Source organism: Microbacterium mitrae (assembly GCF_008017445.1).
Classification (GTDB): domain Bacteria; phylum Actinomycetota; class Actinomycetes; order Actinomycetales; family Microbacteriaceae; genus Microbacterium; species Microbacterium mitrae.
The window spans coordinates 177562-202791 of the sequence record NZ_VRSW01000001.1 but is presented as its reverse complement, the minus strand read 5'-3'; the positions used below and the strand labels follow the sequence as shown (position 1 = coordinate 202791).

At 62.3% G+C, this 25230-nt stretch carries 27 protein-coding genes; 20 read left to right on the top strand and 7 right to left on the bottom strand.

The window, feature by feature from the left end; translation table 11 throughout:
- The first annotated feature begins 18 nt into the window (after positions 1–18).
- The 9 genes from FVP60_RS00910 (at position 19) to lnt (ending at position 9995) form a co-directional block, all read left to right on the top strand.
- The gene (locus FVP60_RS00910) at positions 19–687 is read left to right on the top strand and encodes an HAD family hydrolase (RefSeq protein ID WP_425463437.1); all 669 of its coding nucleotides are present in this window, start codon (positions 19–21) and stop codon (positions 685–687) included.
- Complete coding sequence (locus FVP60_RS00905; RefSeq protein ID WP_147824398.1) at positions 684–1694, top strand: tRNA (adenine-N1)-methyltransferase; 1011 nt, start codon at positions 684–686, stop codon at positions 1692–1694. The genes FVP60_RS00910 and FVP60_RS00905 overlap by 4 nt, the downstream gene beginning before the upstream one ends.
- Positions 1695–1703: 9 nt before the next feature.
- Positions 1704–2678, top strand: a complete 975-nt coding sequence (locus FVP60_RS00900; protein ID WP_147824397.1) for an FKBP-type peptidyl-prolyl cis-trans isomerase — start codon at positions 1704–1706, stop codon at positions 2676–2678.
- A gap of 51 nt (positions 2679–2729) precedes the next feature.
- Positions 2730–3719 carry a helix-turn-helix transcriptional regulator gene (locus FVP60_RS00895; protein WP_246132413.1) on the top strand — a complete coding sequence of 330 codons (990 nt, stop codon included), beginning with the start codon at positions 2730–2732 and terminating at the stop codon, positions 3717–3719.
- Positions 3712–4686: a helix-turn-helix transcriptional regulator gene (locus tag FVP60_RS00890; protein WP_147824396.1), complete on the top strand. Its 975-nt coding sequence runs from the start codon at positions 3712–3714 to the stop codon at positions 4684–4686. Before FVP60_RS00895 ends, FVP60_RS00890 begins: the two co-directional genes overlap by 8 nt.
- 107 nt (positions 4687–4793) lie before the next feature.
- Complete coding sequence (gene tatA / locus FVP60_RS00885; RefSeq protein ID WP_147824395.1) at positions 4794–5066, top strand: Sec-independent protein translocase subunit TatA; 273 nt, start codon at positions 4794–4796, stop codon at positions 5064–5066.
- A gap of 6 nt (positions 5067–5072) precedes the next feature.
- Positions 5073–5891, top strand: a complete 819-nt coding sequence (gene tatC, locus FVP60_RS00880) for a twin-arginine translocase subunit TatC (protein ID WP_342779416.1) — start codon at positions 5073–5075, stop codon at positions 5889–5891.
- A gap of 83 nt (positions 5892–5974) precedes the next feature.
- Positions 5975–8323 carry a DEAD/DEAH box helicase gene (locus FVP60_RS00875; RefSeq protein ID WP_147825457.1) on the top strand — a complete coding sequence of 783 codons (2349 nt, stop codon included), beginning with the start codon at positions 5975–5977 and terminating at the stop codon, positions 8321–8323.
- A 7-nt stretch (positions 8324–8330) separates the two neighbouring features.
- A complete protein-coding gene (gene lnt / locus FVP60_RS00870) occupies positions 8331–9995 on the top strand; it encodes an apolipoprotein N-acyltransferase (RefSeq protein WP_147825456.1) in 1665 nt (554 codons plus the stop codon).
- A gap of 76 nt (positions 9996–10071) precedes the next feature.
- Here lnt and FVP60_RS00865 read toward each other — a convergent pair whose 3' ends face one another.
- The 4 genes from FVP60_RS00865 to FVP60_RS00850 form a co-directional block, all read right to left on the bottom strand.
- Complete coding sequence (locus FVP60_RS00865; protein ID WP_147824394.1) at positions 10072–10443, bottom strand: RNA polymerase-binding protein RbpA; 372 nt, start codon at positions 10441–10443, stop codon at positions 10072–10074.
- Between the two features lie 121 nt (positions 10444–10564).
- A complete protein-coding gene (locus FVP60_RS00860; RefSeq protein WP_147825455.1) occupies positions 10565–11326 on the bottom strand; it encodes a glycerophosphodiester phosphodiesterase family protein in 762 nt (253 codons plus the stop codon).
- Positions 11326–12504 carry an SPFH domain-containing protein gene (locus tag FVP60_RS00855; RefSeq protein WP_147824393.1) on the bottom strand — a complete coding sequence of 393 codons (1179 nt, stop codon included), beginning with the start codon at positions 12502–12504 and terminating at the stop codon, positions 11326–11328. The genes FVP60_RS00860 and FVP60_RS00855 overlap by 1 nt, the downstream gene beginning before the upstream one ends.
- Before the next feature lie 66 nt (positions 12505–12570).
- A complete protein-coding gene (locus tag FVP60_RS00850) occupies positions 12571–13044 on the bottom strand; it encodes an NfeD family protein (RefSeq protein WP_147824392.1) in 474 nt (157 codons plus the stop codon).
- 134 nt (positions 13045–13178) lie between these two features.
- Between FVP60_RS00850 and FVP60_RS00845 the strand changes: the two genes are divergently transcribed.
- From FVP60_RS00845 to FVP60_RS00835, 3 genes are all read left to right on the top strand, one after another.
- Positions 13179–13943: an SDR family oxidoreductase gene (locus FVP60_RS00845; RefSeq protein WP_147824391.1), complete on the top strand. Its 765-nt coding sequence runs from the start codon at positions 13179–13181 to the stop codon at positions 13941–13943.
- 8 nt (positions 13944–13951) lie between these two features.
- A complete protein-coding gene (locus tag FVP60_RS00840; RefSeq protein ID WP_147824390.1) occupies positions 13952–15955 on the top strand; it encodes a S9 family peptidase in 2004 nt (667 codons plus the stop codon).
- Positions 15956–16071: 116 nt separating this feature from the next.
- On the top strand, positions 16072–18426 hold the full coding sequence (locus FVP60_RS00835; protein ID WP_147824389.1) for an ATP-binding cassette domain-containing protein: 2355 nt from the start codon (positions 16072–16074) through the stop codon (positions 18424–18426).
- 72 nt (positions 18427–18498) lie between these two features.
- Here the strand turns inward: FVP60_RS00835 and FVP60_RS00830 are convergent, their stop codons facing one another.
- Complete coding sequence (locus FVP60_RS00830; protein WP_147824388.1) at positions 18499–19077, bottom strand: HdeD family acid-resistance protein; 579 nt, start codon at positions 19075–19077, stop codon at positions 18499–18501.
- A gap of 196 nt (positions 19078–19273) precedes the next feature.
- Between FVP60_RS00830 and FVP60_RS00825 the strand changes: the two genes are divergently transcribed.
- The 8 genes from FVP60_RS00825 to FVP60_RS00790 all read left to right on the top strand — a co-directional run bounded on the left by FVP60_RS00825 (position 19274) and on the right by FVP60_RS00790 (position 23868).
- The gene (locus FVP60_RS00825) at positions 19274–19912 is read left to right on the top strand and encodes a GNAT family N-acetyltransferase (protein WP_222705883.1); all 639 of its coding nucleotides are present in this window, start codon (positions 19274–19276) and stop codon (positions 19910–19912) included.
- Positions 19913–20024: 112 nt separating this feature from the next.
- On the top strand, positions 20025–20453 hold the full coding sequence (locus tag FVP60_RS00820) for a hypothetical protein (RefSeq protein WP_147824386.1): 429 nt from the start codon (positions 20025–20027) through the stop codon (positions 20451–20453).
- Between the two features lie 62 nt (positions 20454–20515).
- Positions 20516–21139: a hypothetical protein gene (locus FVP60_RS00815; RefSeq protein WP_147824385.1), complete on the top strand. Its 624-nt coding sequence runs from the start codon at positions 20516–20518 to the stop codon at positions 21137–21139.
- Between the two features lie 47 nt (positions 21140–21186).
- Complete coding sequence (locus FVP60_RS00810; protein ID WP_147824384.1) at positions 21187–21615, top strand: cupin domain-containing protein; 429 nt, start codon at positions 21187–21189, stop codon at positions 21613–21615.
- 296 nt (positions 21616–21911) lie between these two features.
- Positions 21912–22265, top strand: coding sequence for a DsrE family protein (locus FVP60_RS12960; RefSeq protein ID WP_187240524.1), 354 nt, complete (start codon positions 21912–21914; stop codon positions 22263–22265).
- A 73-nt stretch (positions 22266–22338) separates the two neighbouring features.
- Positions 22339–22914, top strand: coding sequence for a TetR/AcrR family transcriptional regulator (locus FVP60_RS00800; RefSeq protein ID WP_147824382.1), 576 nt, complete (start codon positions 22339–22341; stop codon positions 22912–22914).
- 33 nt (positions 22915–22947) lie between these two features.
- Positions 22948–23316: a hypothetical protein gene (locus tag FVP60_RS00795; protein WP_147824381.1), complete on the top strand. Its 369-nt coding sequence runs from the start codon at positions 22948–22950 to the stop codon at positions 23314–23316.
- A 66-nt stretch (positions 23317–23382) separates the two neighbouring features.
- A complete protein-coding gene (locus FVP60_RS00790) occupies positions 23383–23868 on the top strand; it encodes a DUF2087 domain-containing protein (protein WP_147824380.1) in 486 nt (161 codons plus the stop codon).
- Here the strand turns inward: FVP60_RS00790 and FVP60_RS00785 are convergent.
- Positions 23852–24607, bottom strand: coding sequence for an SGNH/GDSL hydrolase family protein (locus tag FVP60_RS00785; RefSeq protein WP_187240523.1), 756 nt, complete (start codon positions 24605–24607; stop codon positions 23852–23854). The genes FVP60_RS00790 and FVP60_RS00785 overlap by 17 nt on opposite strands.
- A gap of 43 nt (positions 24608–24650) precedes the next feature.
- Complete coding sequence (locus FVP60_RS00780) at positions 24651–25211, bottom strand: cysteine hydrolase family protein (RefSeq protein WP_147824379.1); 561 nt, start codon at positions 25209–25211, stop codon at positions 24651–24653.
- Between the last annotated feature and the right edge of the window lie 19 nt (positions 25212–25230).

The following is a 25230-nucleotide window of genomic DNA, read 5'->3' as shown; positions in this document are numbered from 1 at the left end:
GCGGGCTAGCATGGTGAAGTGAAATCGGCTTCAATGCGCGCAGTGCTCTGGGACATGGACGGCACCCTCGTCGACACGGAACCATATTGGATGCGAAGCGAGGAGGAGCTGGTGGGCGAGTTCGGCGGTCACTGGACCGACGAAGACGCGAAGAAGCTGGTTGGGCTTGGCCTGGACACCTCGGCACGCATTCTGCAGGGCGCTGGCGTTCGGATGGATGAAGACGCCATCATCAACCACCTCACCGACCAGGTGACGTACAAGCTCGCAACCGAAGGTGTTCCGTTTCGCCCCGGCGCTCGCGAGCTTCTTGCCGATCTCAAAGCGGCAGGTATTAAGACCGCGCTCGTCACGATGTCATTGCGCCGCATGGCGGCGGAGGTCGTAAACCTCATAGATTTTGATGCGTTCAACGTTATCTTTGCCGGTGACGATGTCACGCGCCCGAAGCCATTTGCCGACCCCTATCTGATGGCCTGCGAGGCACTGCAGGTGCGACCAGACGAATGCGTCGCGCTGGAAGACTCGCCCAACGGTGTCGCATCTGCCGTGGCCGCCGATATTGTCACCATCGGCATTCCACACATCGTTTCGTTGGACGACTCTGGCGCGACCGGAACCATTCCAACGCTGGTCGGGGTCACCGCCGCCGACCTGATCGCTTTCCACGAAAGGCACACTTCATGAGTTCTGCTCGCCCCAGCGGCCCGTTCCGCATCGGCGATCGCGTTCAGCTAACGGGTCCGAAGGGCAAGTTGCACACCACGACGTTGCGCGCCGGCGGTGAGTTGCACACGCACCACGGCGTACTTCGTCACGAACAGCTCATTGGCTCACCCGATGGTTCCGTGCACACCAACAGCGGCGGCCACGAGTATCTCGCGCTGCGCCCGCTGCTGCGCGATTTTGTGATGTCCATGCCGCGCGGCGCTGCGATCGTGTATCCCAAGGACGCCGCGATGATCGTCACGCAGGCCGATATCTTTCCTGGCGCTGTCGTCGTCGAGGCCGGCGTTGGCTCTGGCGCCCTGTCGCTTTCGCTGCTGCGCGCGATCGGCTCGGAGGGACGTTTGCACTCCTTCGAACGTCGCGAAGAGTTTGCCGATGTGGCCAAGGGCAACGTCGAAACCTTCTTCGGTGAGGTTCCCGAGACGTGGTCGGTTCACCTCGGTGACCTCGCGGAAGAGCTTGAAAACGTTGTTGAGCCCGGAACCGTTGATCGCGTCGTGCTCGACATGCTCGCCCCGTGGGAATGCATGGAGACGGTCGCTGAGGCGCTCACACCCGGCGGCGTTGTGATCTGCTACATCGCCACGGCAACGCAGCTGTCGCGCGTTGCTGAGCACATTCGCAACCTCGGGGTGTTCACCGACCCAGAAGCGAGCGAGACGATGGTTCGCGGCTGGCATGTCGAGGGGCTCGCCGTTCGCCCCGATCACCGCATGGTCGCTCACACCGGCTTCTTGCTCACGGCTCGTCGCCTGGCGCCCGGCGCGATCGCGCCCGAGGTCAAGCGTCGCGCCTCCAAGACCAGCTTCAGCGATGCCGACGTTGAGGCCTGGACCCCGGGAGCTGTCGGTGACCGACAGATCACCGATAAGAACCTCCGCAAGCGGGTGCGCGATGCAGAAAAGCATGCCGCCGCCGCGCGCATCGCCGCCGCCGCAAACCAAATTTCGGAAGACGAGAACTAAGCTGTGCACGTGCGTAAACCTGTTGTAGCTCTGACCGCTGTTTCTGCTCTGGCCCTGGCTCTGGTTGGGTGTACCGCTGAGACTCCCAACACCACGAAAGTCGCCGCCAGTAGCTGCGCCACGGCGTTCGACGCGGAGACCCCGCTGCTTGACACGCTGACCGTGAACAGCGAGGGGAGTGAGTCACCGTCCGTCGCGCTGCCGAACCCGCTGCAGGTGCCGCGCAACGAGCGCAAGATCGTCGTCGAGGGTGACGGCCAACGAATCACCGACACGACCCAGCTTGCTCACCTCACGGTGTGGGGCGGAACCAGCACCAGCGGTGACATCATTGGCCCGCTCGGCTCGCCAGACGGCACGATGGACGCGGTCGACTCGTGGGCGCAGGTATTGCCCGGCCTTCCCGAGGAACTGCTGTGCGTTCCGAGCGGATCTCGCGTCATCATCTCGGTTCCCTTCGATGACCTCACGCCGACGTTTGCCGAATACTACGAGTTGACGCCGGAGCAGGGCGCCATCTTCATCGTCGACGTCGGACAGGTCGTGCCTCTCGCTGCGAACGGTTCCGATGTGTTCAACGCAGATCACGGCCTCCCCGCCGTCATCCGTGACACCACCGGCCGCCCCGGCCTCATCATCCCCTCGGGAGACGCGCCGACTGAAGTTCGAACGCAGACGCTCCTCAAGGGTGATGGCCCGGCCATTACAGCCGACACTCCGGTATACATGCAGGCGCTGGCCGTCGCGTGGCGCGCCGATGAGCCCTTCATCAATACCTGGGCGCAGACGCAACCCGCCGCCATGCCGTTGGCGCAGGCCTTCCCCGAAGTCGTCGCAACCGCCCTCGAAGGTGCCACGGTTGGTTCGCAGGTGATGGTGGTGATCCCCGCCGGCTCAATCCCAGCGGAGGCGCTGACCGGCTCAAACATTCCGGCCGATGAAGCGCTCGTCTTCGTCGTCGACGTTCTCGCCGTAGCGGAGTAAGCACGCCTGTCGCTCATCCTGGAGGCCGCCTCGCGCCTCTAGGATGAGCGTGTGGCATCGAACATTCCTCCCGAAGAGCGGCTCACCAATCTGGTCGTTGCGCTGATGGCGACCGACCGTGGGCTCACAAAGGCGCAGATTCTCGAATCGGTCTCCGGCTACCGCCAACGCGCGGAAAGCGGAACCGGCGCTGATGCGCTCGAAAAAATGTTCGAGCGTGACAAGGATGACCTGCGTGGTCTCGGCATTCCGGTGGAAACGCTCGGCGACCACGCCGACCCGAACGATCTGCGTGAGGCACGCTACCGAATTCCGAAATCGGAATATACGTTGCCTGACGACCTCACCTTCACGCAGGAGGAGCTCGCGCTGCTGACATTGGCGGCCACCGTCTGGCGTGAGGGATCGATGTCAGACGATTCGAACGCGGGAATTCGCAAGATTCGTTCGCTCGGAATCGATGTCGATGAGCCGATTATCGGATTCGCCCCAGAACTGGGGCTGACGACCAACGCCTTCGTGCCGTTGAAAAACGCCATCGAGGCCAACCGCGCGGTCACGTTCACCTACATCAAGCCGGGGGAGAAGCGCGCCCTGCTGCGGCGCGTGCAACCCCTCGCGTTGGTCGAGCAAGAAAATCGATGGCATCTGTTTGGATTCGACACCGACCGGGGCGCGGAGCGCACGTTTTTGCTGAGCCGAATCGGCGATGACGTGAAGATCACGAGACTCGCGTTTGACCCCGCACTCAAGATCGATGCGGGTCAGCGAGCTCTCGCCGGCCTCGCCGAAGTCGCAGCCCGCAACGTCGCGCACCTCGAGGTGCACCCTGGTTCCGAAGCGGATCTTCGTCTCGCACGCCGTGCGAGCGCCGCGGCCCAGGGCATCGATGTGCCCTTCCTTGACCTGCACATTTTCGCCGATGAGTTGGCGTCCTACGGCCCGGAAGTCCGCGTGATTTCACCAGACGACCTGCGCGAGCAGGTTATTGTGCGCCTGCAGGCAACGCTTGATCGTCACCAGGAGGCCGCTCATGGCTGATCGTTCCAAACCGTTGCTCGCCCCCGACCGGGTGCGTATTTACCTGACACTGGTGCCCTACCTTGCCGAGCGCGGGCAGGTCAGTCTGGCTGACGCTGCGGGCGACTTTGGCGTCTCGGTCGATGAAATGCGTGCGATGGCCGAGAAGCTGACGGTCATGGGACTGCCGGGAGACAACGGTTTCTACCAGCTTGATCCTGACCTATTCAACATCAACTGGGATCTGCTCGATGAAGAAAACATGATCGAGCTCACCAACACAGTCGCGCTCGAGCGCGCACCCAAGCTGTCATCACGCGAAGCGGCTGCCCTGCTGTCTGGGCTACAACTGACGCGTGCAATCGCCGGGGTCAGCGCCGAGCTGGTTGACGGACTGATCACCAAACTCACGGCAGGCTCCGCACCCGACCCGGTCAATGTCATTGTCGCCCCGCCGCAGGCAGATGCCGTGCGGACAGTCGTTGCCGATGCCCTGAGACAGCGTCGCGCCGTGTCGTTCACCTACCGCGCGCCCGACGCCGAGCCGACGACCCGGACCGTGGACCCGGTGCGGGTGCACATCACCAGCGGCGAATGGTATTTACAGGGCTGGTGCCACCTGCGTCACGCGATGCGAACGTTCCACCTTGATCGCGTGTCTGATGTCGCCGTGACCGATATCGCGATCACCCATACCGCCGATGACACCTCGCTCGCGTTTAGCGACACGAGCGAGGGCACCGATGCCGTCATCCGCTACCCCTCACAGCTTGCGTCTCTCGTTGGTGATTATTTGCGCGGCGCGCAGATCACCGTTGACCACGCGAATTCGATCGCGCGCTTCAGCGTTGGTGACCCCCTCACACTGAAGCGGCTCGCGGCGCTGCGAAGCGGAACCATTGAAGTGCTTGAGCCAGAATCGGCACGCGCCGCGACGGCCGACTGGGCAAAGCGGGCGCTGGAGCAGTACCAGGTTGAGCCAGATTGACGGGTGCCGTACCCGGCTCAGACAAAACGTATAGCGGACGCCAAGGTACGCCGGGATGCCCCGGGGTAGACTGAATCACCCGCACCCCCGAAACAAGGAGCGCTCACATGGGCAACGCCCTTCAGCCAGCACACCTCTTGATCCTTCTTCTGATCATCCTGTTGCTGTTCGGTGCAGCCAAGCTTCCCGCTCTCGCAAAGAGCCTTGGCCAGTCGGCGCGTGCATTCAAGGGTGAAATGAAGGCGATGAAGGAAGACGACGCGACCGATGCCGCAACGTCTGCCGCACCGGTCGTGACGTCGGAAGCCGCACCCCAGGCGGGCGCAACCCCGGCCCAGCCCCAGTCGCCGAGTACCAACCCTGACGGCTCGCGCCAGTAACAGAGCGTGACCACCGAAACTCCCGAGTCGGCTCTGGAGGGCGACCGGAAGCGCGACAAACGCATGTCGCTCGCGCAGCACCTGGTGGAGTTGCGTCGCCGATTCATGATCGCGGCGATCGCCTTCATCGTCTGCATGGTGGCGGCGTTCTTCATCGCCGACTGGGTTATCGATCAACTCGATAACCCGATTGACGTCATCGCGGCCGACGGCCACGGTGAAGCGGCGCTGACGTTCACGCGCATCACCATGGCGTTTGATATGAAGCTTCGCATTGCCGCGTCTATCGGCCTGATCTTGTCGGGCCCGATCTGGATCTGGCAACTGTGGGCATACATCATGCCGGCGATGACGAAGAAAGAAAAGATCTACACGATCAGCTTCGTCGGCGTTGCCGTACCACTGTTTTTCGGCGGGGTAGCAACCGGTTGGTTTGTGCTCCCACACATCATCGAGGTGATGGCGTCGTTCGTGCCCGACGGCGCCTCGTACAACCAGTTCTTCGAGGCCAGCTACTACTGGGACTTTGTCTTCAAGCTCTTGCTCACCGTTGGCATCGCTTATGTGCTGCCGCTGTTTCTCGTGATCCTCAACCTCGCCGGCGTCATGACCGGAAGAGACATCTTGAAGGGGTGGCGAATCGCCGTCTTGATTGCCTCGGTTTTTGCCGCCGTCGCAACCCCTGGTTCCGATATCGTCTCTATGCTCTTGCTTGCGGCAATCCTTGTCGTGTTGTACCTCCTGGCCGCCGGCGTCGCCATGTTGTTTGATCGCCGTCGCCGCAAACGCGAAGGCGATTTGATGACTCCAACGGCAGCTCCGTGAGCGCGGCCGATCAGTACGCCGCCGCCGAAAAGCGGGCGGCTCACCCCCTCACCGCTGAGTTTGCGGCGCGCTTGTCGTTCGAGATGGACGAGTTTCAAATCGAAGCCTGCCATGCGCTGGAAAGCGGACACGGTGTCTTGGTGGCCGCTCCCACGGGTGCGGGCAAGACCGTCGTTGGCGAGTTCGCAATCTTTCAGGCGATGCGCACGAAGGGTGACAAGGCCTTCTACACCACGCCGATGAAGGCGCTGTCTAACCAGAAATTTCGCGAACTGGTTGACGTTTATGGCGCCGACGAGGTTGGTCTGCTCACCGGAGACACCAACATCAACCCGCACGCCCGCGTTGTCGTGATGACGACGGAGGTGCTGCGCAATATGCTCTACGCCGACTCCGAGGCGTTGCGCGGCTTGCGGTTTGTGGTGATGGACGAAGTGCATTACCTCGCAGACCGATTCCGCGGCGCCGTGTGGGAAGAAGTGATCATTCACCTTCCCGAAGAGGTGCGTGTGGTGGCGTTGTCGGCGACGGTGTCGAACGCCGAAGAATTTGGCGACTGGCTGGCGGCAGTGCGCGGCGACACCGAAGTCATCGTGTCTGAGATTCGTCCGGTTCCGCTGGAACAACACGTGCTGGCACGGGGAGATCTGCTACCGCTGTTCGACGAGCGCTCCGGTGTTGCGACTCAGCACGTGAATCGCGAGCTGGCGCGCCTGCGCACGCTGAAGGGCGTGGCGTGGGAAAACAACTCCCGCACCCTCAATGCCAGAGGGCGCGGTAAGCCCAAGTATCAGAAGCCATCGATGGCGGGTCGCGGCAGCAGACTTGACCGCGCGCAAGCCATCGAGCTCCTGCAGCGCGATCAGCTCTTACCCGCCATCTTCTTCATCTTTTCGCGCGTCGGTTGCGAACAGGCCGTTCAACAGGTCGCGCGCGACGGAATCTCCCTCACCACGGCAGAAGAGCGTCGTGAAATTCGGCGATACGTCGAAGAGCGCATCTACATGCTGCCCGACGAAGACCTCTCGGTGCTGGGGTATTGGACGTGGCGGGAAAATCTTGAGCGCGGCGTCGCCGCACACCACGCCGGCATGTTGCCCGCCTTCAAAGAGATCGTCGAGCAGCTTTTTCAGCGCAAGCTCGTGAAGGTCGTTTTCGCCACGGAGACTCTCGCACTCGGCATCAACATGCCTGCGCGCACCGTGGTGCTGGAGAAACTGGAAAAGTTCAACGGCGAAGCACGCGTGCCGATCACGTCGGGGGAGTACACCCAGCTCACCGGGCGCGCTGGTCGTCGCGGTATCGATGTCGAGGGTCACTCGGTCGTGGTGTGGAACGAAGGCATGGACGTGGAGGCGGTGGCAGCGCTCGCGTCGCGCCGCACGTATCCGATGAACTCGTCCTTCCGCCCCACCTACAACATGGCGGTGAACCTGATCGACCAGTTCGGTCGCTCCCGGGCGCGCGAGATTCTGGAATCGTCGTTTGCGCAGTTCCAAGCCGACCGCGCGGTCGTTGGGCTGGCCGTCAAGGTGCGCGAAGCCGATGAATCATTGAACGGCTACCGCACGTCGATGACGTGCGAGCGTGGGGATTTTCTCGACTATTCGCGCCTGCGTCGCGAGCTCACCGAGGTCGAGAAGCAGGGGCGCGGCGAGCTCTACGGTAGCCAGGACCGTGCCGAAAAGCGCCGCAACGAGATCAATACTCTTCGCAGCCGCATGCAGAAGCATGCCTGCCATTCGTGCCCTGACCGGGAGAAGCACGCCCGCTGGGCCGAACGCTACTGGAAGCTTGAGCGGCAGGTGGCCCAGTGGCGTTCACAAATCGATCGCCGCACGGGCACCGTCGCCCGCATCTTTGACCGCGTCGTTGATGTGCTCGACGAACTCGGCTACGTCGATGTCGCCCCCAATGGTTCCGCCACTCTCACGCCCGCTGGTCGCACCATGCGCCGCATCTACGGCGAGCGCGACCTGCTGGTCGCTGAATCATTGCGCACCGGAATCTGGAAGAACCTCGATGCGCCGTCGCTCGCCGCACTCGCGTGCGCCCTGGTGTACGAGCCGCGCCGCGATGAGAACGGAACCGGCATGCGGGACTTGCCGAAGGGCGCGTTCCGCATCGCACTCGATGAGACGGCGATGCTGTGGGCCAAACTCGACGATGTGGAGCATGACTTCGATTTGCCCGGCACCGAGCCGCTTGCGCCGGGTCTGTCGGCGGCAATGCACTCGTGGGCGCGTGGGGCAACGCTTGACCGCGTGCTGACTCAGGCCGATATGGCGGCCGGCGATTTTGTGCGCTGGACGAAGCAGACGATCGACCTGCTCGATCAGCTCAGCATCGTCGCCGACGGCGATATCGGAACCACGGCCCGCCGTGCGCTGGATCTGGTGCGCCGCGGCATCGTCGTGTACTCGGGAGTGTGATGTGACGTTGTCTTCACCGGCGCCGACGAAGGCGCTGCTGCCGCTGTGGCTTGCGGCGATTGTGGCCCTTGTCGGCGGCGCGGTCCTCGACCTTGCGTTTCCGTCGGTGGGCATCTGGCCGCTCGCGTTCGTTGGCATTGCGATGGCGCTGATCTCGCTGATTGGGCGCAGCATCGGCGGCGGCCTGCTGGTTGGGCTGCTCTTCGGTTTTTCGTTCTACCTGATTCATGTGCTGTGGGCCACGCGCTACCTTGGCGTCATTCCGTGGCTCGCGCTCGGCGGCCTGCAGGGCATCTTTTGGGGCGTGGGTTCCATCCTCATCGTTCTCGTCTACCGCTGGGTGCCGCGCCTATCTGCGCGCCCCGTGGTGGCACACGTCGTGACCGCCGCCTTGGTCGGCGGGGTATGGACCGCGCGAGAGCTGTTCATGGGGTCATGGCCGTACAGCGGCTTTCCCTGGGGTCGAATGGGTATCAGCCAATCAGAGAGCCCGCTCGCGCACCTCACGGCGTGGGTTGGCGTCACGGGCCTCTCCTTTCTGATGGTGACGTTCACCGCACTCGCCATTGAATGGTTCCGCTTCGCTCGCCAGCGTCGTTCAGCGAGCGGAACCACTCAGCTGGCCACGAAGCGCCCGGACTTGCGAGGCGGCTGGGGCGTCTTCGGAGCACCAATCGCGGCCATGCTGGCGTTATTCTTGGTGTTGCCCGCGTTTCCCACGACGCCCAACGGAACCATGACGGTCGGCTCAGTTCAAGGCAACGGACCGGCTGGCTACTTCGATGACCGCTCGGAGAGCAGCGTCATGCAGGCGCAGCTCGACGCCAGTGAGCCGTTGCGCGGCGAAGACCTCGACGTGCTGTTGTGGCCGGAGGGCGGGGTCGACTGGGATCCCCAAGTCGAGCCCATGGTTGCCCGGCTTCTTGACCGGCTCTCAATCGACGTCGACGCGCCGGTGCTGATGAACGCTGTCACCGAGCGCGGCGAACTCATCTACAACACCTCGATGCTGTGGGAGGCCGGTGAGGGCGCGGTCGCGTTTTACGACAAGCGCAACCCCGTGCCTTTTGGCGAGTATGTTCCCGACCGCTGGTTCTACGAGATGATCGTGCCCGACCTGGTCGGGCTGATTCAGCGCGAGTACACCGCCGGAACCAATAGTCCGGTCTTTGATATCGATGGCATCAAGGCGGGGCTCGCGATTTGCTTTGACGTGATCTACGACGCCGTCGTGTGGGAAGGCGCAGCCGATGGCGCCGAGGTCTACATGTTTCAAACCAACAATGCCGACTTCCGTGGCACAGACGAGAATCTGCAACAGCTGGCCTTCGCGCGCATGCGCGCGATTGAAACGGGACGATCGGTCGTCAATATCTCCACCGTCGGCACCAGCCAGGTGATCGCTCCCGATGGCAGCACGATTGATGAGATCGCCGAGGCCGAGGCGGGGCTCATGCTCACCGAGGTTGAGCTGCGCACCGGGCTCACACCGGCCGTTGTTATTGGCGGTTGGGTGCAGTTCGTGTTGCTGTGGGGGAGCCTTGCGGGCCTTGTGCTCGTTGGCGTTGCCGTGCGGGTGAAGCGCCGAGCGACGACGGTTGCGGCCGCGGCTGACGCAGACGCTGCGGCGACGGTTGACCCGGACGCGGCGGGCGTCGCGGCCACCGAATAGGCGCGCTGTTGAGTCCTGCATTCCCGCAGGCAACGAAAAAGGGCGTCACCCGAAGGTGACACCCCGTTCGTAGGAGTTACGCGCCGATCCGTGCCGGAGCTTCTCCGCGACGCTCACGGAGATACGCGAGTCGTTCTGCCAAAATCTCTTCGAGTTCTTCACGGGTGCGACGCTCCAGCAGCATGTCCCAGTGGGTACGAGCTACCTTGTCTTCGCTGTGGTCGACGGCGACGGCTGTACCGTCAACGACGAGCAACGCTTCACCACCGCAGGTGCGGCATTCCCACGTTGCTGGCGGCTCAGCATCAGCCGCAAACGTGAGCGTGGTGTCACGCCCACATTGGGTACACGTATACGTGTGGTTCGTGCGGTCCATGAGCACGACGCCCTCTTCGCTTTGTAGGCTCTGAGCGCCGAGTCGGATGCCACGCAGGCTACGTTCTGCCATGGGTGAGTCCTCTCGTCAGTCCCCAGTTGTAACGTCTCCGCCTGTGCAGATCATCCAAAGCATGACCAATTCGCCAAGTTTCCCAGGCAACGCACAGCGCGTAGGCGTTGAACCGATGATCTCAGAGCGCTAGCGCGACATCAATACGGTCGGTGACAAGCCCATCAACACCCATGGCGAGCAAGCGGCGCATCTCGTCGGGCTCGTTGATCGTCCAGACGTGAACCAACGTGGCGAAGCGATGGGCGGCGGCAACCAGACGCGGCGTCAACACGCGTACCGGGCCGAATGATTCGGGAATCTGCAGGGCATCAAACCCGCGCAGCAAGCGCTTCTGCCACGGCCCAATACGCAGTGCCACGGCGAGCACGATCAGCGCCATGGTTGCTTTGCCGGGGGAGTAGGCGGGGAGCGCGTCTAGGTGCTTCAATCGTGCAGCCGCGCGTCGTCGAGCGCGATCGCTAAAGCTCGTGAGCAAGACGCGATCCGCGTGTTTCGCGACAATGTCGGCAACCGGTACGGCGGCGGCTTCGGCCTTGATGTCGATGTTGAATCGCGTCTCGGGAAACGACACCAGCGCTTGCTCGAGAGTGATCAGCCCACCACGCTCGAGCATGAGATGTTCCAGCTCAACTGTGGAAACATCGGCGACGAGCCGCTCGTCGCCGGTGACCCGCAACAGCGAAGAGTCATGGAAGAGAACGACAACGCCGTCTGATGTGAGGTGGCAGTCAGATTCGATGTACTGCGCGCCAGCCGCGTGCGCGGCAGCGATCGCGGCGAATGAGTTTTCGACAACGCCAGCCGTGGCCTCGTCAGAATTGACGAGGCCACGGTGAGCGAGCAACTGCGGGGCAGTTCCTGCGAGGTACGGATGAGTAATCAAACACCCGGATTCTGCGGGGGCAGCGGCGGGATGGGCGGAACTCCCGGCGTCGTGCCGTCAATGTCATAGACCTCAGGCGGAACGGCGCCAGAGCGCACATCGTTAGCCTGTGCCTCCGCGATGAGGTCGCGAACGGACGGTTCACCGTCGAGAACACTTTCCACGACGGCGTCAGCCGCGGTCTTCAGCTGTTCAGCCGAAACCACAGGTTCCGAAGGCGTCACCGTCGGCTGCGGACGAAATGCCGCCGCGGGGCCAGCGCCGGGCGTCGGAGCTGGGCCGCCAGCCTTGGGTGTGAACGCACCACCAATACCCTTGAGTGCCTCGGTGAGCTCGCTGGGGATGATCCACAGCTTGTTGGACTGACCCTCGGAGATCTTCGGCAGCATCTGCAGGTACTGGTACGCGAGCAGCTTGTCGTCGGGCTGGCCGACGTGAATGGCACCAAAGACCGTGGTGATTGCCTCGGCCTCACCCTGCGCACGCAGCACGGCAGCTTGCTTGTCACCCTCGGCGCGGAGAATCTCGGCCTGTCGGGCACCCTCAGCCTCAAGAATCGCCGACTGCTTGGTTCCTTCTGCCGTCAAGATGGCGGCACGACGGTCACGCTCAGCGCGCATCTGCTTTTCCATCGAGTCTTGGATCGAGAGAGGCGGGTCAATCGCCTTCAGCTCGACACGGGAGACGCGAATACCCCACTTGCCGGTCGCCTCATCAAGCACGAGGCGCAACTGGCCATTGATCTCATCACGGCTGGTGAGCGCTTCTTCGAGGTTGAGGCCACCGACGACGTTACGAAGTGTCGTCGTGGTGAGCTGCTCGACGGCGCCCAGGTAGTTTGCGATCTCGTACGTTGCGGCGCGAGCATCGGTCACCTGGAAGTACACCACGGTGTCGATGGAGACGACGAGGTTGTCTTCGGTGATCACCGGCTGCGGCGGGAACGAGACAACCTGCTCGCGCATGTCAATGAGCGGGCGGAGACGGTCGATGAACGGAACCAGCACGTTCAGACCCGGGGTGAGGGTCTTGTGGTACTTGCCCAGTCGTTCGACCACGCCTGAGGCGGCCTGAGGAATAATGCGAATAGACCTCGCCAGAATCGTGATCGCGATGATCACGAATGCGATGGCAATGATCCACCCGATCACGCTGGGGATGATGTTGTCATCCATAGTGCGGGTCTTTCCTTTCTCTGAAGACGATGCCGTGACTGCGAGAGACGGCTGAATCGGTGGTTGTCAGTGTTGCGCGGTCGGGGCGTTGGCGGGAACCACGACGGCGACGGCGCCGTTGATGGACGACACCACGACCGGAGTCTGCGGCGAGAGCATTTGGTAACCGGTGCGAGCGGTCCACAGGTCTCCGTTTTGGAGCTTGACCTGACCCGCCGTCGTGGTCACCGTTTCGATCACCATGCCGTGCATGCCGATAAGTGCATCAACATTGCTTTTCGCTGGATCTGCGTTCTTCGCAAGGCGCGTCAACAGCGGCGGCTTCAAGAAAAGAATGAGCAGCACGGCGATGACCGCGGCGATCACCACCTGCAACCAGAACTCGGCCCCGGTGAGCGAAACGATGAGTCCCGCGGCACTTGCCAACGCCAGCATGAGACACGTGAACTCGAGAGTGAACATCTCGATCACGATGAACAACGCGATCAGCACGAGCCAAACGACCCAGGCCCAATCGGTTAAGAATTCGACGATTTCCATAGAAACCTCCCCTTGGCAGTGAACTTACCACGAGGCATCGACACACTTCTTGTCGACGCCCTACGTGGGGCAGACGCACAGCGTTGATAGTCTCAGAGGGCGCGTTTCCGGCGCCTGTAATCAAAGGAGTTTCTGTGACCACGCTGCTTGCCCCCGGATCTTTGAGCGGAAAGGTGGCTCTGGTCACCGGTTCTTCACGTGGCATTGGTGCCGACACCGTGCGCTACTTTGCCGAGGCGGGCGCCGACGTTGTCATCAACTTCCGTAACAAGGCCCCCCGTGCCGAGAAGCTTGCCACGCAGCTGCGCGAGCTGGGCGTGCAAGCCATCACCGTCGGCGCCGATCTGACAGACCCTGATTCCGTTGATGCGATGGTCGAGGCCGTGCGCGAGGCGTACGGCAAGATCGACGTTCTCGTTCTCAATGCCTCCGGCGGCATGGAGTCTGGCATGGCCGAGGACTACGCACTCACCCTCAACCGTGATGCGCAGCTCAATATGCTGAACGCGGCCCGAACGATCATGCCGCAAGGCTCGCGCGTTGTGTTCGTCACGAGCCACCAGGCCCACTTCATCCGCACGACCCCGACGATGCCCGAGTACGAGCAGGTCGCGCTCTCCAAGCGTGCAGGCGAAGATGCACTGCGCGAGTTGATTCCTGGTCTCGAGCAGGACGGCATCGAATTTGTGGTCGTGTCGGGTGACATGATCGAGGGTACGATCACCGCCACGCTGCTGGAGCGCGCCAACCCCGGGGCGATCTCAGAGCGTCGTGAGTCGGCCGGCAAGCTCTACAACGTGTCAGAGTTTGCGGCCGAAGTTGCCCAGGCCGCGATCGATCCGATCCCGGCCGACAACACCCGCCTCGTCGGAGACGTGTCGGCGTTCGAAAGCGAGTAATCACCGTTATGAAGCCTCAAGACATCTCGCACCTCGTTGCCGTTTCGCGCCCAACCATCGCGCCTGATGGTTCCTTCGCGATCTTTGCAACCTCACGGCCAGACGCCGCCGCAAACCGCAATGTCGGCCAGCTGTGGCGTACCGATTTCGCCGCGCAACCGCGTCGCATCACGCGCGGTGTTGCCGATTCAGCGCCCGTACTGTCGCCCGACGGCTCCCTCCTCGCCTTTCTGCGTGGCGTCGAGAAGAAGGGTGCGCAGCTTCACATCGCCGATGCCAATGGCGGCGAAGCCGTGCAGGTCACCGATGTTCACGGTGGCGTCAGCGATTTCGCGTGGGCTCCCGACGGCGCGTCCTTCGTGTTCTCCGCTCGTGTCGCCGAGAACGGTCGTTACGGAACCGTTGACGGGCTTGGCGACGCTGCGGAGGCGCCCCGACGCGTGACCGGCTATCGCTGGCACGCCAACGGCCTCGGCTACACCATCGATCGCCCCAGTCACCTCTTCGTGGTTCCGGTGCCAGACGTTTCGGCAGAGCCGTTCTACGCTCCCGCGCCCGCGGTTGTGCCGGAAGGCTCCGAAAAGCCTAAGCCGCAGGTGGTTTATGCCGAACCGCGTCAGCTGACGGCGGCAGAGGGTGTGACCTACGCGGGCATCGCGTTTACGCCCGATGGTTCCGAGGTGTTGACCACGGTCTCCGAGCTTCAGCCCATCACGGTCGATCTCACAAGCACGGTGGTCGCCGTGGCGATTGCCGACGGCGCGGAGCGTGTTGTGGTGGCGCCCGAGGCGTCGTTGTCGGTGGCCGACATTGCAGTTGCCGATGACGGAACCATTGCACTGCTGGCATATTCGGTCGGACCGTCGCGCACGGATTTCGTTGCGCCCGGAATGGGGCTGTGGATTCTGGACGGCGAATCGCCCCGCGCCCTCACCGACGCTGCAACAATCGATCTCGGTGAGGTCGGTAGCCACATCACCGTCGTCGGCGAGGACTTCCTGGTGCTCAACCGCACGCGCGGTCGCGTGCATGCGCTGCGGGTGACGCGAACTGGCGACATCTCCACCGTGATCGACGGCGATGTGGAGATCGGTGGGCTTGCTGCGGCTCAAGCCCCTGCGGGCTTGCGCGTCGTGGCGACAATCGCCTCGCCAAACTCGTACGGCGAGTTGCTCGTGGTGGATGACTCTGGTTCCCGCGTTGTCACCAACTTTGGTGAGAACCTGCGGGCGCAGGGAATCTCGACGCCAACCGAGCTGACAATCACCGGCCGCGATGGCTACCCGGTGCACGGCTGGCTCGCGACCCCGGAGGGCGATGGCCCGCACCCCGTGATTCTGATGATTCATGGCGGTCCATACGCAAGCTACGGCGTGCATGTCTTCGACGAAGTACAGACGCTCGTCGACGCCGGCTACGCCGTCGCTTTCTGCAACCCCCGTGGTTCCGCCGGCTACGGCACCGCACACGGACGATCGATTCGACAGGCCATGGGCACCGTCGATTTCACCGATGTCATCGACTTCTTGGAGGGCGCCGTCGCCAGCGATCCGCGCCTGAATGGCGAGCGCGTCGGCGTCATGGGTGGCTCTTATGGCGGGTACCTCACCGCCTGGGTCACCACGCAGGATCACCGCTTCGCGGGCGCCATCGTCGAACGCGGTTTCTTGGAGCCGGAGTCGTTTGTCGGAACCAGCGACATCGGGTCGTTCTTCGGCGTCGAGTACGTCGGCGCCGATCCCGCGCAGATTGCCGCGCAGAGCCCCTATGCCCAGGCCGACAACGTCACTACGCCGACGCTGGTGATCCATTCAGAGCTCGATTGTCGGTGCCCGTTGGAGCAGGCGACGCGGTACTACTCCAAGCTCAAGCACAACGGCGTTGAGACCGAAATGCTGATCTTCCCGGGGGAGAACCACGAACTGACGCGTTCGGGTCAGCCTCGTCACCGTCTGGAACGCTTCGAAGCCGTTCTCGACTGGTGGCAGCGCGTCCTTCCCGTCACGTCGTAACTGACGACAATATTTGGGGCATCGGCGAGCGCTGATGCCCCATTTTGTTGTGTACGTGAGTGTGGTGTCGGTGCATACTTATAGGCTGAACAGCCGACGAACTGTATGGAGCATGCATGGCGCACCCCGCTGACAATCACGACTACATTCGCGTGCAGGGTGCGCGCGAAAACAACCTCAAGAACATCTCGGTGGAGATTCCTAAGCGCCGCTTGACGGTGTTCACCGGGGTATCTGGTTCGGGCAAGTCGTCGCTCGTGTTCGGCACCATCGCTGCCGAATCGCAGCGAATGATTAATGAGACCTACAGCTCTTTTGTGCAGGGCTTTATGCCGTCAATGTCTCGCCCCGATGTTGATGTGTTGGAGGGGCTGACCACGGCGATCATCGTGGATCAGGAGCGGATGGGCTCGAACTCCCGATCCACCGTTGGCACCGCAACCGATGCCAATGCGATGCTGCGTATTTTGTTTTCGCGTATGGGCGTGCCGAACGCGGGAGGTCCGCAGGCGTACTCGTTCAACGTGCCCAGTGTTTCGGGCGCGGGTGCGGTGACCTTCACGAAGGGCGGCGAGACCACCAAGGAGCGACGCAGCTTCTCGCAGGTCGGCGGCATGTGCCCCCGATGCGAGGGCATGGGTTCAGTCACCGACCTTGATCTCACGCAGTTGTATGACGAGTCGAAGTCGCTGCTTGAGGGTGCGATTACGATTCCGGGGTACACCGCTGACGGCTGGTCTGTGCGTATTTATGCCGCCTCCGGATTCTTCGATCCGAACAAGCCAATCAAAGACTTCACCGAGCAAGAGCTCAACGATTTTCTCTACAAAGAGCCAACCAAGGTCAAAATCGAGAGCATCAACATGACCTACCAAGGGTTGGTCAACAATGTGCAAAAGTCGATGCTGTCTAAGGATCGCGAGGCTATGCAGCCGCACATCCGCGCGTTCGTGGAGAGGGCTGTCACCTACACCGCGTGCCCCGAATGCGACGGAACCAGGCTGGCGGCGCATGCGCGGGAGTCGAAGATTGATGGCGTGAGCATCGCCGATGCCTGCCGCATGCAAATCTCTGACCTGGCACAGTGGCTCCGCTCGATCGATGAGCCGTCGATTGCGCCGTTGGTGCAGGCGTTGCAGGAGTCGCTTGATTCATTTGTCGAGATCGGTCTTGGTTACCTTTCGTTGGAGCGACCGAGCGGAACCCTGTCTGGGGGAGAAGCGCAGCGCACCAAGATGATTCGACACTTGGGTTCGTCGTTGACCGACGTGACGTACGTGTTTGATGAGCCGACGATTGGTCTGCACCCACACGACATTCAGAACATGAATGGGCTTCTTGAACGCCTGCGCGACAAGGGCAACACGGTGTTGGTCGTCGAGCACAAGCCGGAGGTAATTGCGATCGCCGATCACATTGTCGACCTGGGGCCGCGAGCCGGCGTCAACGGCGGCGAGATCTGCTACCAGGGCGATCTCGCGGGGCTGCGAGCAAGCGAAACGTTGACGGGGCGTCATCTCGATGATCGTGCCCAGTTGAAGGAATCGGTCCGCTCGGCGACCGGCGCGTTCTCGGTCCGCGGCGCCAACACGCACAACCTGCAAGACGTTGATGTCGAGATCCCGCTGGGAATCTTGACGGTTGTGACCGGCGTTGCCGGCTCGGGCAAGAGCTCGTTGATCCATGGCGCGCTGCCCGCGCACGGCGACGTTGTCGTGGTCGACCAAGGCGCCATCCGTGGTTCCCGTCGCAGCAATCCTGCGACCTATACGGGCTTGCTTGAGCCGATTCGCAAGGCCTTCGCGAAGGCGAACGGCGTGAAGCCCGCGCTGTTTAGCGCGAATTCCGAGGGCGCGTGCCCAACGTGCAACGGCGCCGGCGTGATCTATTCAGACCTTGGCGTGGTCGCGGGCGTGTCTACGATTTGTGAGACCTGTGAGGGCAAGCGCTTTGCCGCCAGTGTGCTCGAGCTGACCTACGCGGGCAAGAACATTAGTGATGTGTTGTCGATGTCGGTGAGCGACGCGCGTGAATTCTTCTCGGCGGGGGAGGGGAAGCTCGCGCCCGCCGCTGCGATCCTGGTACGCCTTGATGAGGTGGGCCTCGGATATCTGGCGATTGGTCAGCCGCTAACGACGTTGTCGGGTGGCGAGCGACAACGACTCAAGCTTGCGACCCACATGGCAGATAAGGGCGGCGTTTATGTTCTCGACGAGCCGACCACGGGGTTGCACCTGGCCGACGTGCAGCAGCTTCTCGCGCTGATGGACCGCCTGGTCGAGGCGGGTAAGTCGGTGATTGTCATTGAGCACCATCAGGCTGTGATGGCGCACGCTGACTGGATCATCGACATGGGGCCGGGTGCGGGGCATGACGGCGGCCGCGTTGTGTTTGAAGGCACGCCGCGAGAGCTCGTTGATGCGCGGAGCACGGTCACGGGGGAGCACCTGGCTCGATACGTCGGAGCTTAGGCGCGGCAGAACGGAACATGAGAAAGGGGTGGGTGCGCCGGTTTGGCGCGCCCACCCCTTTCTGGCCTCGTGTTAGTCGCGGTCGATCGTGAAGGCGCGAACCACCTGAACGATACCGATGACAAACAGCGAGATGCCAAGCCACATCCACAGCACGGCGGCGGCGAACAGCGGCGAGAGCAGAACAGCGATACCAGCGAGGATGCTGACGATCGCGAAGAAGATCGCCCAGCCCTTGCTCGGTGCAAGATCAAGCGCCGTGAGGGCTGCGATACCCTCGAAGATCCACGAAACACCGATGAAGATGATCACGATGAACGCGAACGTTACGGTGCTTTCCGCGGGGTTCATGAACGCGATGATGCCGGCGACAATGAAGATGATGCCGGCGAGGGCCTGACCGATGCGTGCGCCGGTCGAGAGCCCCTTCGTCGCGAAGGCGATGATGAGGTAGAACACGCCACCAACGAGGGCGTAGGCGGCGATAATCATCGTGATGACGACGGCCGACTTCGTGGGCCACAAGAAGATCAGCGCGCCAACGATGATTGCGAGGGCTCCACCAAGGCCGAGTAGCCACTTGAGACTCTTGAGTGCAGCAGACTTGGTCTCGGGGGAGATGATGGACGGTGTGTCGAGTGGATCAGACATATTTTCCTCCTGGGCAACGGATTGACACCTTAAAGTAGCGGTTTAAGGTCCCGAACTTGAGTATTTCCGGTGAATTTTCGCAATTTATTTCACTTTCCGTGTCATTTGTGAGTGCCCGACGGGGTTGTCGGCAGACACGCTACGCAGCCACGTGAGGCTCGTTGTGGGGGAGCTGTGGCATGTTGGAGGGGTGAACTTGACTGACGTTTTCGCGCCTCTGGGCGTTCGAGTCGATGCTGGGCCCGTCAGCCTGGTTCCAATCACCGACGATGTACTGCCGGCGCTCGTCGATCTCGCACTGGCGGGTATTCACGACGCGGGCTTCATGCCATTTGCGATGCCGTGGACCGACGCGCCCGAGGAAGAGTTGCGCGCGGCGTACCCCAAATATCACTGGGGTAATCGCGCGCGCTGGTCGGCGGATGCGTGGACGCTGGAATTCGCCGTCGAGTTCAACGGAAACCTGGTTGGTGTGCAAGGAATTAGTACATCCAACTATTTGGTGACGCGAACCGGTGAGACCGGGTCGTGGCTCGGTCAAGAGCATCATGGGCGTGGCATTGGAACCAGGATGCGTCAGGCAATGTGCGCCTTCATGTTCGACTACGCTGGCGCAGCCGAAATTACGTCGACGGCATTCATTGATAACCCGAACTCGCTGGCAGTGAGTCGCAAGGTTGGGTATCGCGCTGATGGCGAGGTGCGAGTGAAACGTCGGGATGAGATGGCCATCAGCAAGCGACTGGTACTTACGCCCGATGCGTTCGTTCGCGGCGAACCGATCACCGTTACCGGCGCCGAGGCGTTTCGTGCGTACATCGGCCTGGAAAACTGACGCCGGCGCCCGGGTCTCCGCGATTCGATCAATAATCCGATAATGCACATTATGTCAGAACACGTTTCAGCAACGGGTCCACTGCTGCTCCACGGTCAGGCGTAGGCGCGAGGTGTCAACGTACTGGCGCGTTGTTATTCTGGCTGCTGTTCGAACGTCCGTTGCGTTTGTCGCACTGGCGGTCGCGGCGACTACCGTGATGCAGCTTCAGAACGGGTTTGACGGATCAGCCTTGCTACGCGGAATTGGCTACGCGTTAGCCGTTGCCGCGATCACCTCGCTCTTTGGGGGCCTCGGCACACTGACGCTATGGCGCCGGCCTGCCATCCCCCGTCGCTACGTCGTGCTTCCGGCCGGTGTCGCCACCTTTCTGGGATGGATAGGTCTTGGCCTCACCACGACATTCGTGTCCGGCACGACAACGTGGCTCGTCGGGTATATCCCGGCGGGACTACTCACCGCCGTCACGACAATGCTCTCCACAGACTCCGCCTTGAGAAAAGTGGACGCTGACCAAAAAACTAGCGAACTCGACGCATGAGAGCCCATTCGATCGGCGCGCGACCCTTGTGCGTTCCCCGGCGACATCGCTAGGTTGGGGCGATGCGTCTTCGCTCAACGTGGTTTGTGGTTCCGCTTATTTTGCTCACGCTCACGGGTTGTGCCACGTCGTCAGCGACGTCGAAACCGTCTGAGCCCTCGGACTCCGCCAGCCCAGCAGCATCTGTCACCATCGCTCCCCCGGTTGATGGCGCAAGTTCGCAGGCACTCGCACCCGTCCCGACGTGGGGCCCGCCCGATGAGGCAGCGATTGCGCAGGCGCAAATGTGGCTCGACACAGCGTCACTTCCTCCGTCTGCTGTGCGCTCCGACACGCAGGTCGGCGGATACACGACGACTACCGGGTGGCCCTGCGGACCGATTGCTGAAGCCACGGCGTATTGGACGATCCCCGATGTAACGGTTGCTGAGGCGGCGAGATGGATGGTCGACAACCCGACGCCAGGACTCATTTCAACCGCAAGTTGGCCGTTCGATGACACGTGGCGTGGGCCTGCGCTCATCGGGTTCATTCCAGAGGCTGGCGCGCAAGAAGGCATCGTTTTCGAGGTAGTTGGCTGGGACGACGGCGTTGCCGTTCGAGCGCAGATCGCGGCGCTCGCTGCGGACTCGACGTGTCTCCCGATTCCCGACGGCGACCACTGGGGCGCGCCAGGCCAGGGCTAACACCCAAAACCATCCTGTATCTGAGCGAATAGCCGCGAGAGGAAAACATGACCGACTACGAAGTCATCGAAATTGGCAACCCCGATGAGTGGCACTCGCACTTTGGCGGGTTTGTGCCCGCCCGATCCCGTGACGGTCGCCGCGTTGTCGATCATGAGCTCGACGCGCAGTTCATCGGCATGACCGCCAACGCGTTACAGCCTGGCGAAGAAGCGGGGTACTGGCACACCCACTCGCGACTTGAGGAGCTTTACGTCGTGCTCTCTGGTTCCGGTCAATTCGCGCTCGACGATGATGTCGTCGACGTCGGGCCCGGAACCATCGTGCGCGTTGGGCAGAACGTATGGCGAAACTGGCGCGCGACCCCCGACAGCGAGGGCGAACTGCGCTGGCTGTGCATTCGAGCCGGCGGCGAGCCGCTACAGCGCATTCCCGACGACGCGACCCGTGACGCCGATCGCCCGACACCCTGGTAGTCCGAGGCCCTGGTGGTTGGGCACCGCGGGCTTCGCTGGCCCTGATGTCACCGCGAAGCGCGAGCATCGCCACCTACCTGGCGGCAGGAGATTACGCCGGCGGACGGAGATTATCCCCAAAATCTCCGTCCCTCAGCGCAATCTCCTTCTCTCGCGTCAGGTCGGCATGCCGCCAAGCATATGTGTCACGGCCTCGTCATGACAGCGGAATCGGTCAACCTCTGGCATTGAGCGCAACCCGCGCCCCGGCATCACCACCTGTGGCGTTGGCGGAGGCAGAAGCGGAGAATGAAACCATGAGCACACATCCACGGTCGGCGGTTTTTCAAGCGGCTGGTAGCGCTGAAGACCTCACTCTCACCGCTCTGCAGAAGGCGGTCAACCTGTTGCGCGAGCATCCGGCAACCGTCATTGAAATCGTGGTTTCTGGCGCTGCCGTGCGCGGACTCGTCGCGGGCCACGTCACCTCGATGACGGTTGAAATGATGCTCGAAGAGAACCTCTCCGTCACGGTGGTGGCATGCCGCAATGCCCTGCGGGCATACGAAATCGATGAGGCGACTCTCGCTGATCCGATCGGCGCGGTTCCGGCCGCCGTCGCACGCATCGCCGAACGTCAATGGGATGACTGGGCGCTGATCGTCATCTGATACTCGGCCACTCGGAGCGACACCGGTCGCAACTTCTGCACCATCGCGCACGGTTCACCGGGATAATGGACGAATGCCGAAGATCTCCGCGTCGACCGTTGCCGAGCATCGTCACGCGCAGCACTCGGCACTCCTCGCGGCCGCTGAGCAGATTCTGCTCGAGCATGGCGTCGACGCGGTCACCCCCGGCAAGGTCACGTCGGCCGCTGGGCTCGGCCGATCAACGTTCTACGAGTACTTCCCCTCGCGCGACGACATTCTCGTCGCACTCGCACGCGTTGCGTTTGAGCAGTGGAACGCGGAGCTTCAGTCCGCCACGGATGCGGCCCCCGCGGGGGCCGATCGGCTTCGCGTGTACGTCGAAAAGACGCTCGCCATGACGGCGGACGGCCGGCACCACCTCGCCACCGCTCTACGCGATGTTGACCTCTCCCCGAAGGGGCGCGAAGACATCGCAGCGCTTCACGATGCTCTCGCCAAACCGATCATGGAGCTGATGGCGAGCCTGCCATTTCCGACTTCTCCCCTCTCCCCCATGTTCGTCCGCGGTGCCCTCGGTTCGGGCATGACGCTGGTGAATCACGGGGTTCCTGCAGCGCAAGTCGCCAGCCAACTCACGCCCTTTATCCTGGGCGGTTTGGAGAAGTAGATCTTTCCGACACCCTGTCGCTAAAATAGCGGTATGGAGATCCTCAAGAACGTCATCCTTGCGTTCCACATCATCGGTATTGCCAGCCTGCTCGGCGGCATGCTCGTTCAGATGAAGAGCATGAAGACGGGTGAAACCAAGATCGTTCCGGCCATCATGCATGGCGCGTGGACGATGCTCGTCACCGGCCTCTTGCTCGTCGGAATGACGTACGCCATGGGCGATGGCGAGTACGTCAACAACGCCAAGATCGGCGTGAAGACCGTGGTGCTCGTCGCGATCTTCGTAATCGCGTTCATGAACAAGAAGAAGCCGACGCTTGCCGGCTGGGTGCTGCCCTCACTGATGGTGCTGACACTCATCAACATCTTTCTCGCGACCGTCTGGAAGTCGTACAACTAAGCACTTCTCCGCCTTGACCCGCGCCCATAGAGGTGCGGGTCATTTGCGTCTCGTAGGGTGAATGACATGACAGAACTTGTGCGCCCGCTGCTGGCAGCGCTGGTCAATGATGACCTTCGTCTGGTGTTGGCGGAGGCGATGGTTACCGGCGTCGAGCCGCTATCCCCCGCACGTCGGGAACGGGCGATCAGCAAGTTGGTAGCGACGGGCGTGCTCGACGATACCGGCGACGCGGCCATGTTTGACGTTGCGAAGGTGCGCGACGCTCTGCGCTCGCTCGCGGTACCACGCGCAACCGGAGTGGAGCGCTTTCTCGCCGCTGACGGCCGCATCGATCGCTACCCGACGGATCATGACACCCGCGTCGAACTCCTCACCATGATCGCTCATCGCGCACTGCAACCCGATGAGCGTGTGACGGAACCAGTGCTCACCGAACGCCTTGAGGCGCTGGCTGATGACGCCGTGCTTCTCCGGCGTCATCTCATTGATTACGGCATCGCGCAACGCACTCCGGCCGGAACCGAGTACTGGCTTACCCCTCGACCGTGACCCATTCGCCGAACTTTGGTGCACGACCGTCGCCTGAGCTGGTTTTGGTGACGCGTCGTTTGACCCACGGAACCAGGTACTCGCGCACGTAGACGCTGTTACGCACCGGCGCTGTAGCGACGTCGGCAGGTAACGACCACCAGCCCTCCGGAACCCGCTGCCCCAGCGCCTTCAGCATGCGTGCAGCCACACGGTGATGGCCACGGATGTTCATGTGGAGGCGATCTGGCGCCCAGTAGCTCGGCCGAGACAACTCGCGATCGGGCCAGTTCAGTGCTCGAATAATGTCGGGTCGATAGGCAAGACGACCAATTACCGCATCGGAGAGCTGGTCTCCGCGGCGGCTGATGAGGCGCGTCATGGGTAGCCCGCTCGCCGGAAAAGCGCCCGAAAGGACGATGAGTTGCACGCCCTCTTCATCGCAGCGACGAATCACGCGCGAGTATGCGTCAGCAATATGTTCGGGGTCAGTGCTCGGCCGCAACATGTCGTTGCCGCCGCCGTTGAACGACAGGTGTGTTGGCCGCAGCGCGAGCGCTGCCTCTAATTGCTCCTCGACTACGGGCCACGCAAGCTTGCCGCGAATCGCGAGGTTGGCATAGTGAATCGGGGCGCCGAGTGAGCGCGCCCATCCTTCTGCCGTCAGGTCGGCCCAGCCACGCGGCGTACCGTCGGCACGCTCATCCCCCACGCCCTCGGTAAACGAGTCACCGATCGCGACATAACGCACCTCTGTCATGGTTCAAATTCTAGGAGTGCATTTGACATGAGGGCCCCGCCACTCAGTTCTCAAAAGTCACATCGGCCGTCGACACGACCCGCGCCGTTCGACCGGGTGCCTTTTGGTTCGCCCAATACGCATTGGTGTGTGCGATCAGCTCAGCCGGCGACGGCACGCCCTGCACCCACTGCCGAATGTCCTCCGTGCTGTGTGCGTCGCCGATCAACGTCACGTCGTAGCCACGCACGAAGCCGCCGTGCAACGTCGATCGCACGCAAAAGTCGGTTTGCCCACCCGTGACGATCAGCTCACCGACGTTGAGCTCACCGAGCACTGACTCCAACGTCGTCGCCTCGAATGAGTCGCCGTACAGCTTTTCAACGATGGCCTCACCCTCGCTCGGTGCCAGCTCGTCGACGATCTGCCAGCCGTCTGAGCCAAGCTCCAAGCCTGGATCTGAATGTCGCACCCACACCACGGGCACGCCGGCATCTCGTGCACCGCTCACGAGCTCGGCAATGCGGCTCACCACGCCGTCGCGGTCGTAGGCATCGGCAAAGACGCCACGCTGAACGTCAATGACGAGAAGTGCGGAACCATCGCGATTCGAAAGTGTGCTCATGGCGTTATCTTGCCACGTG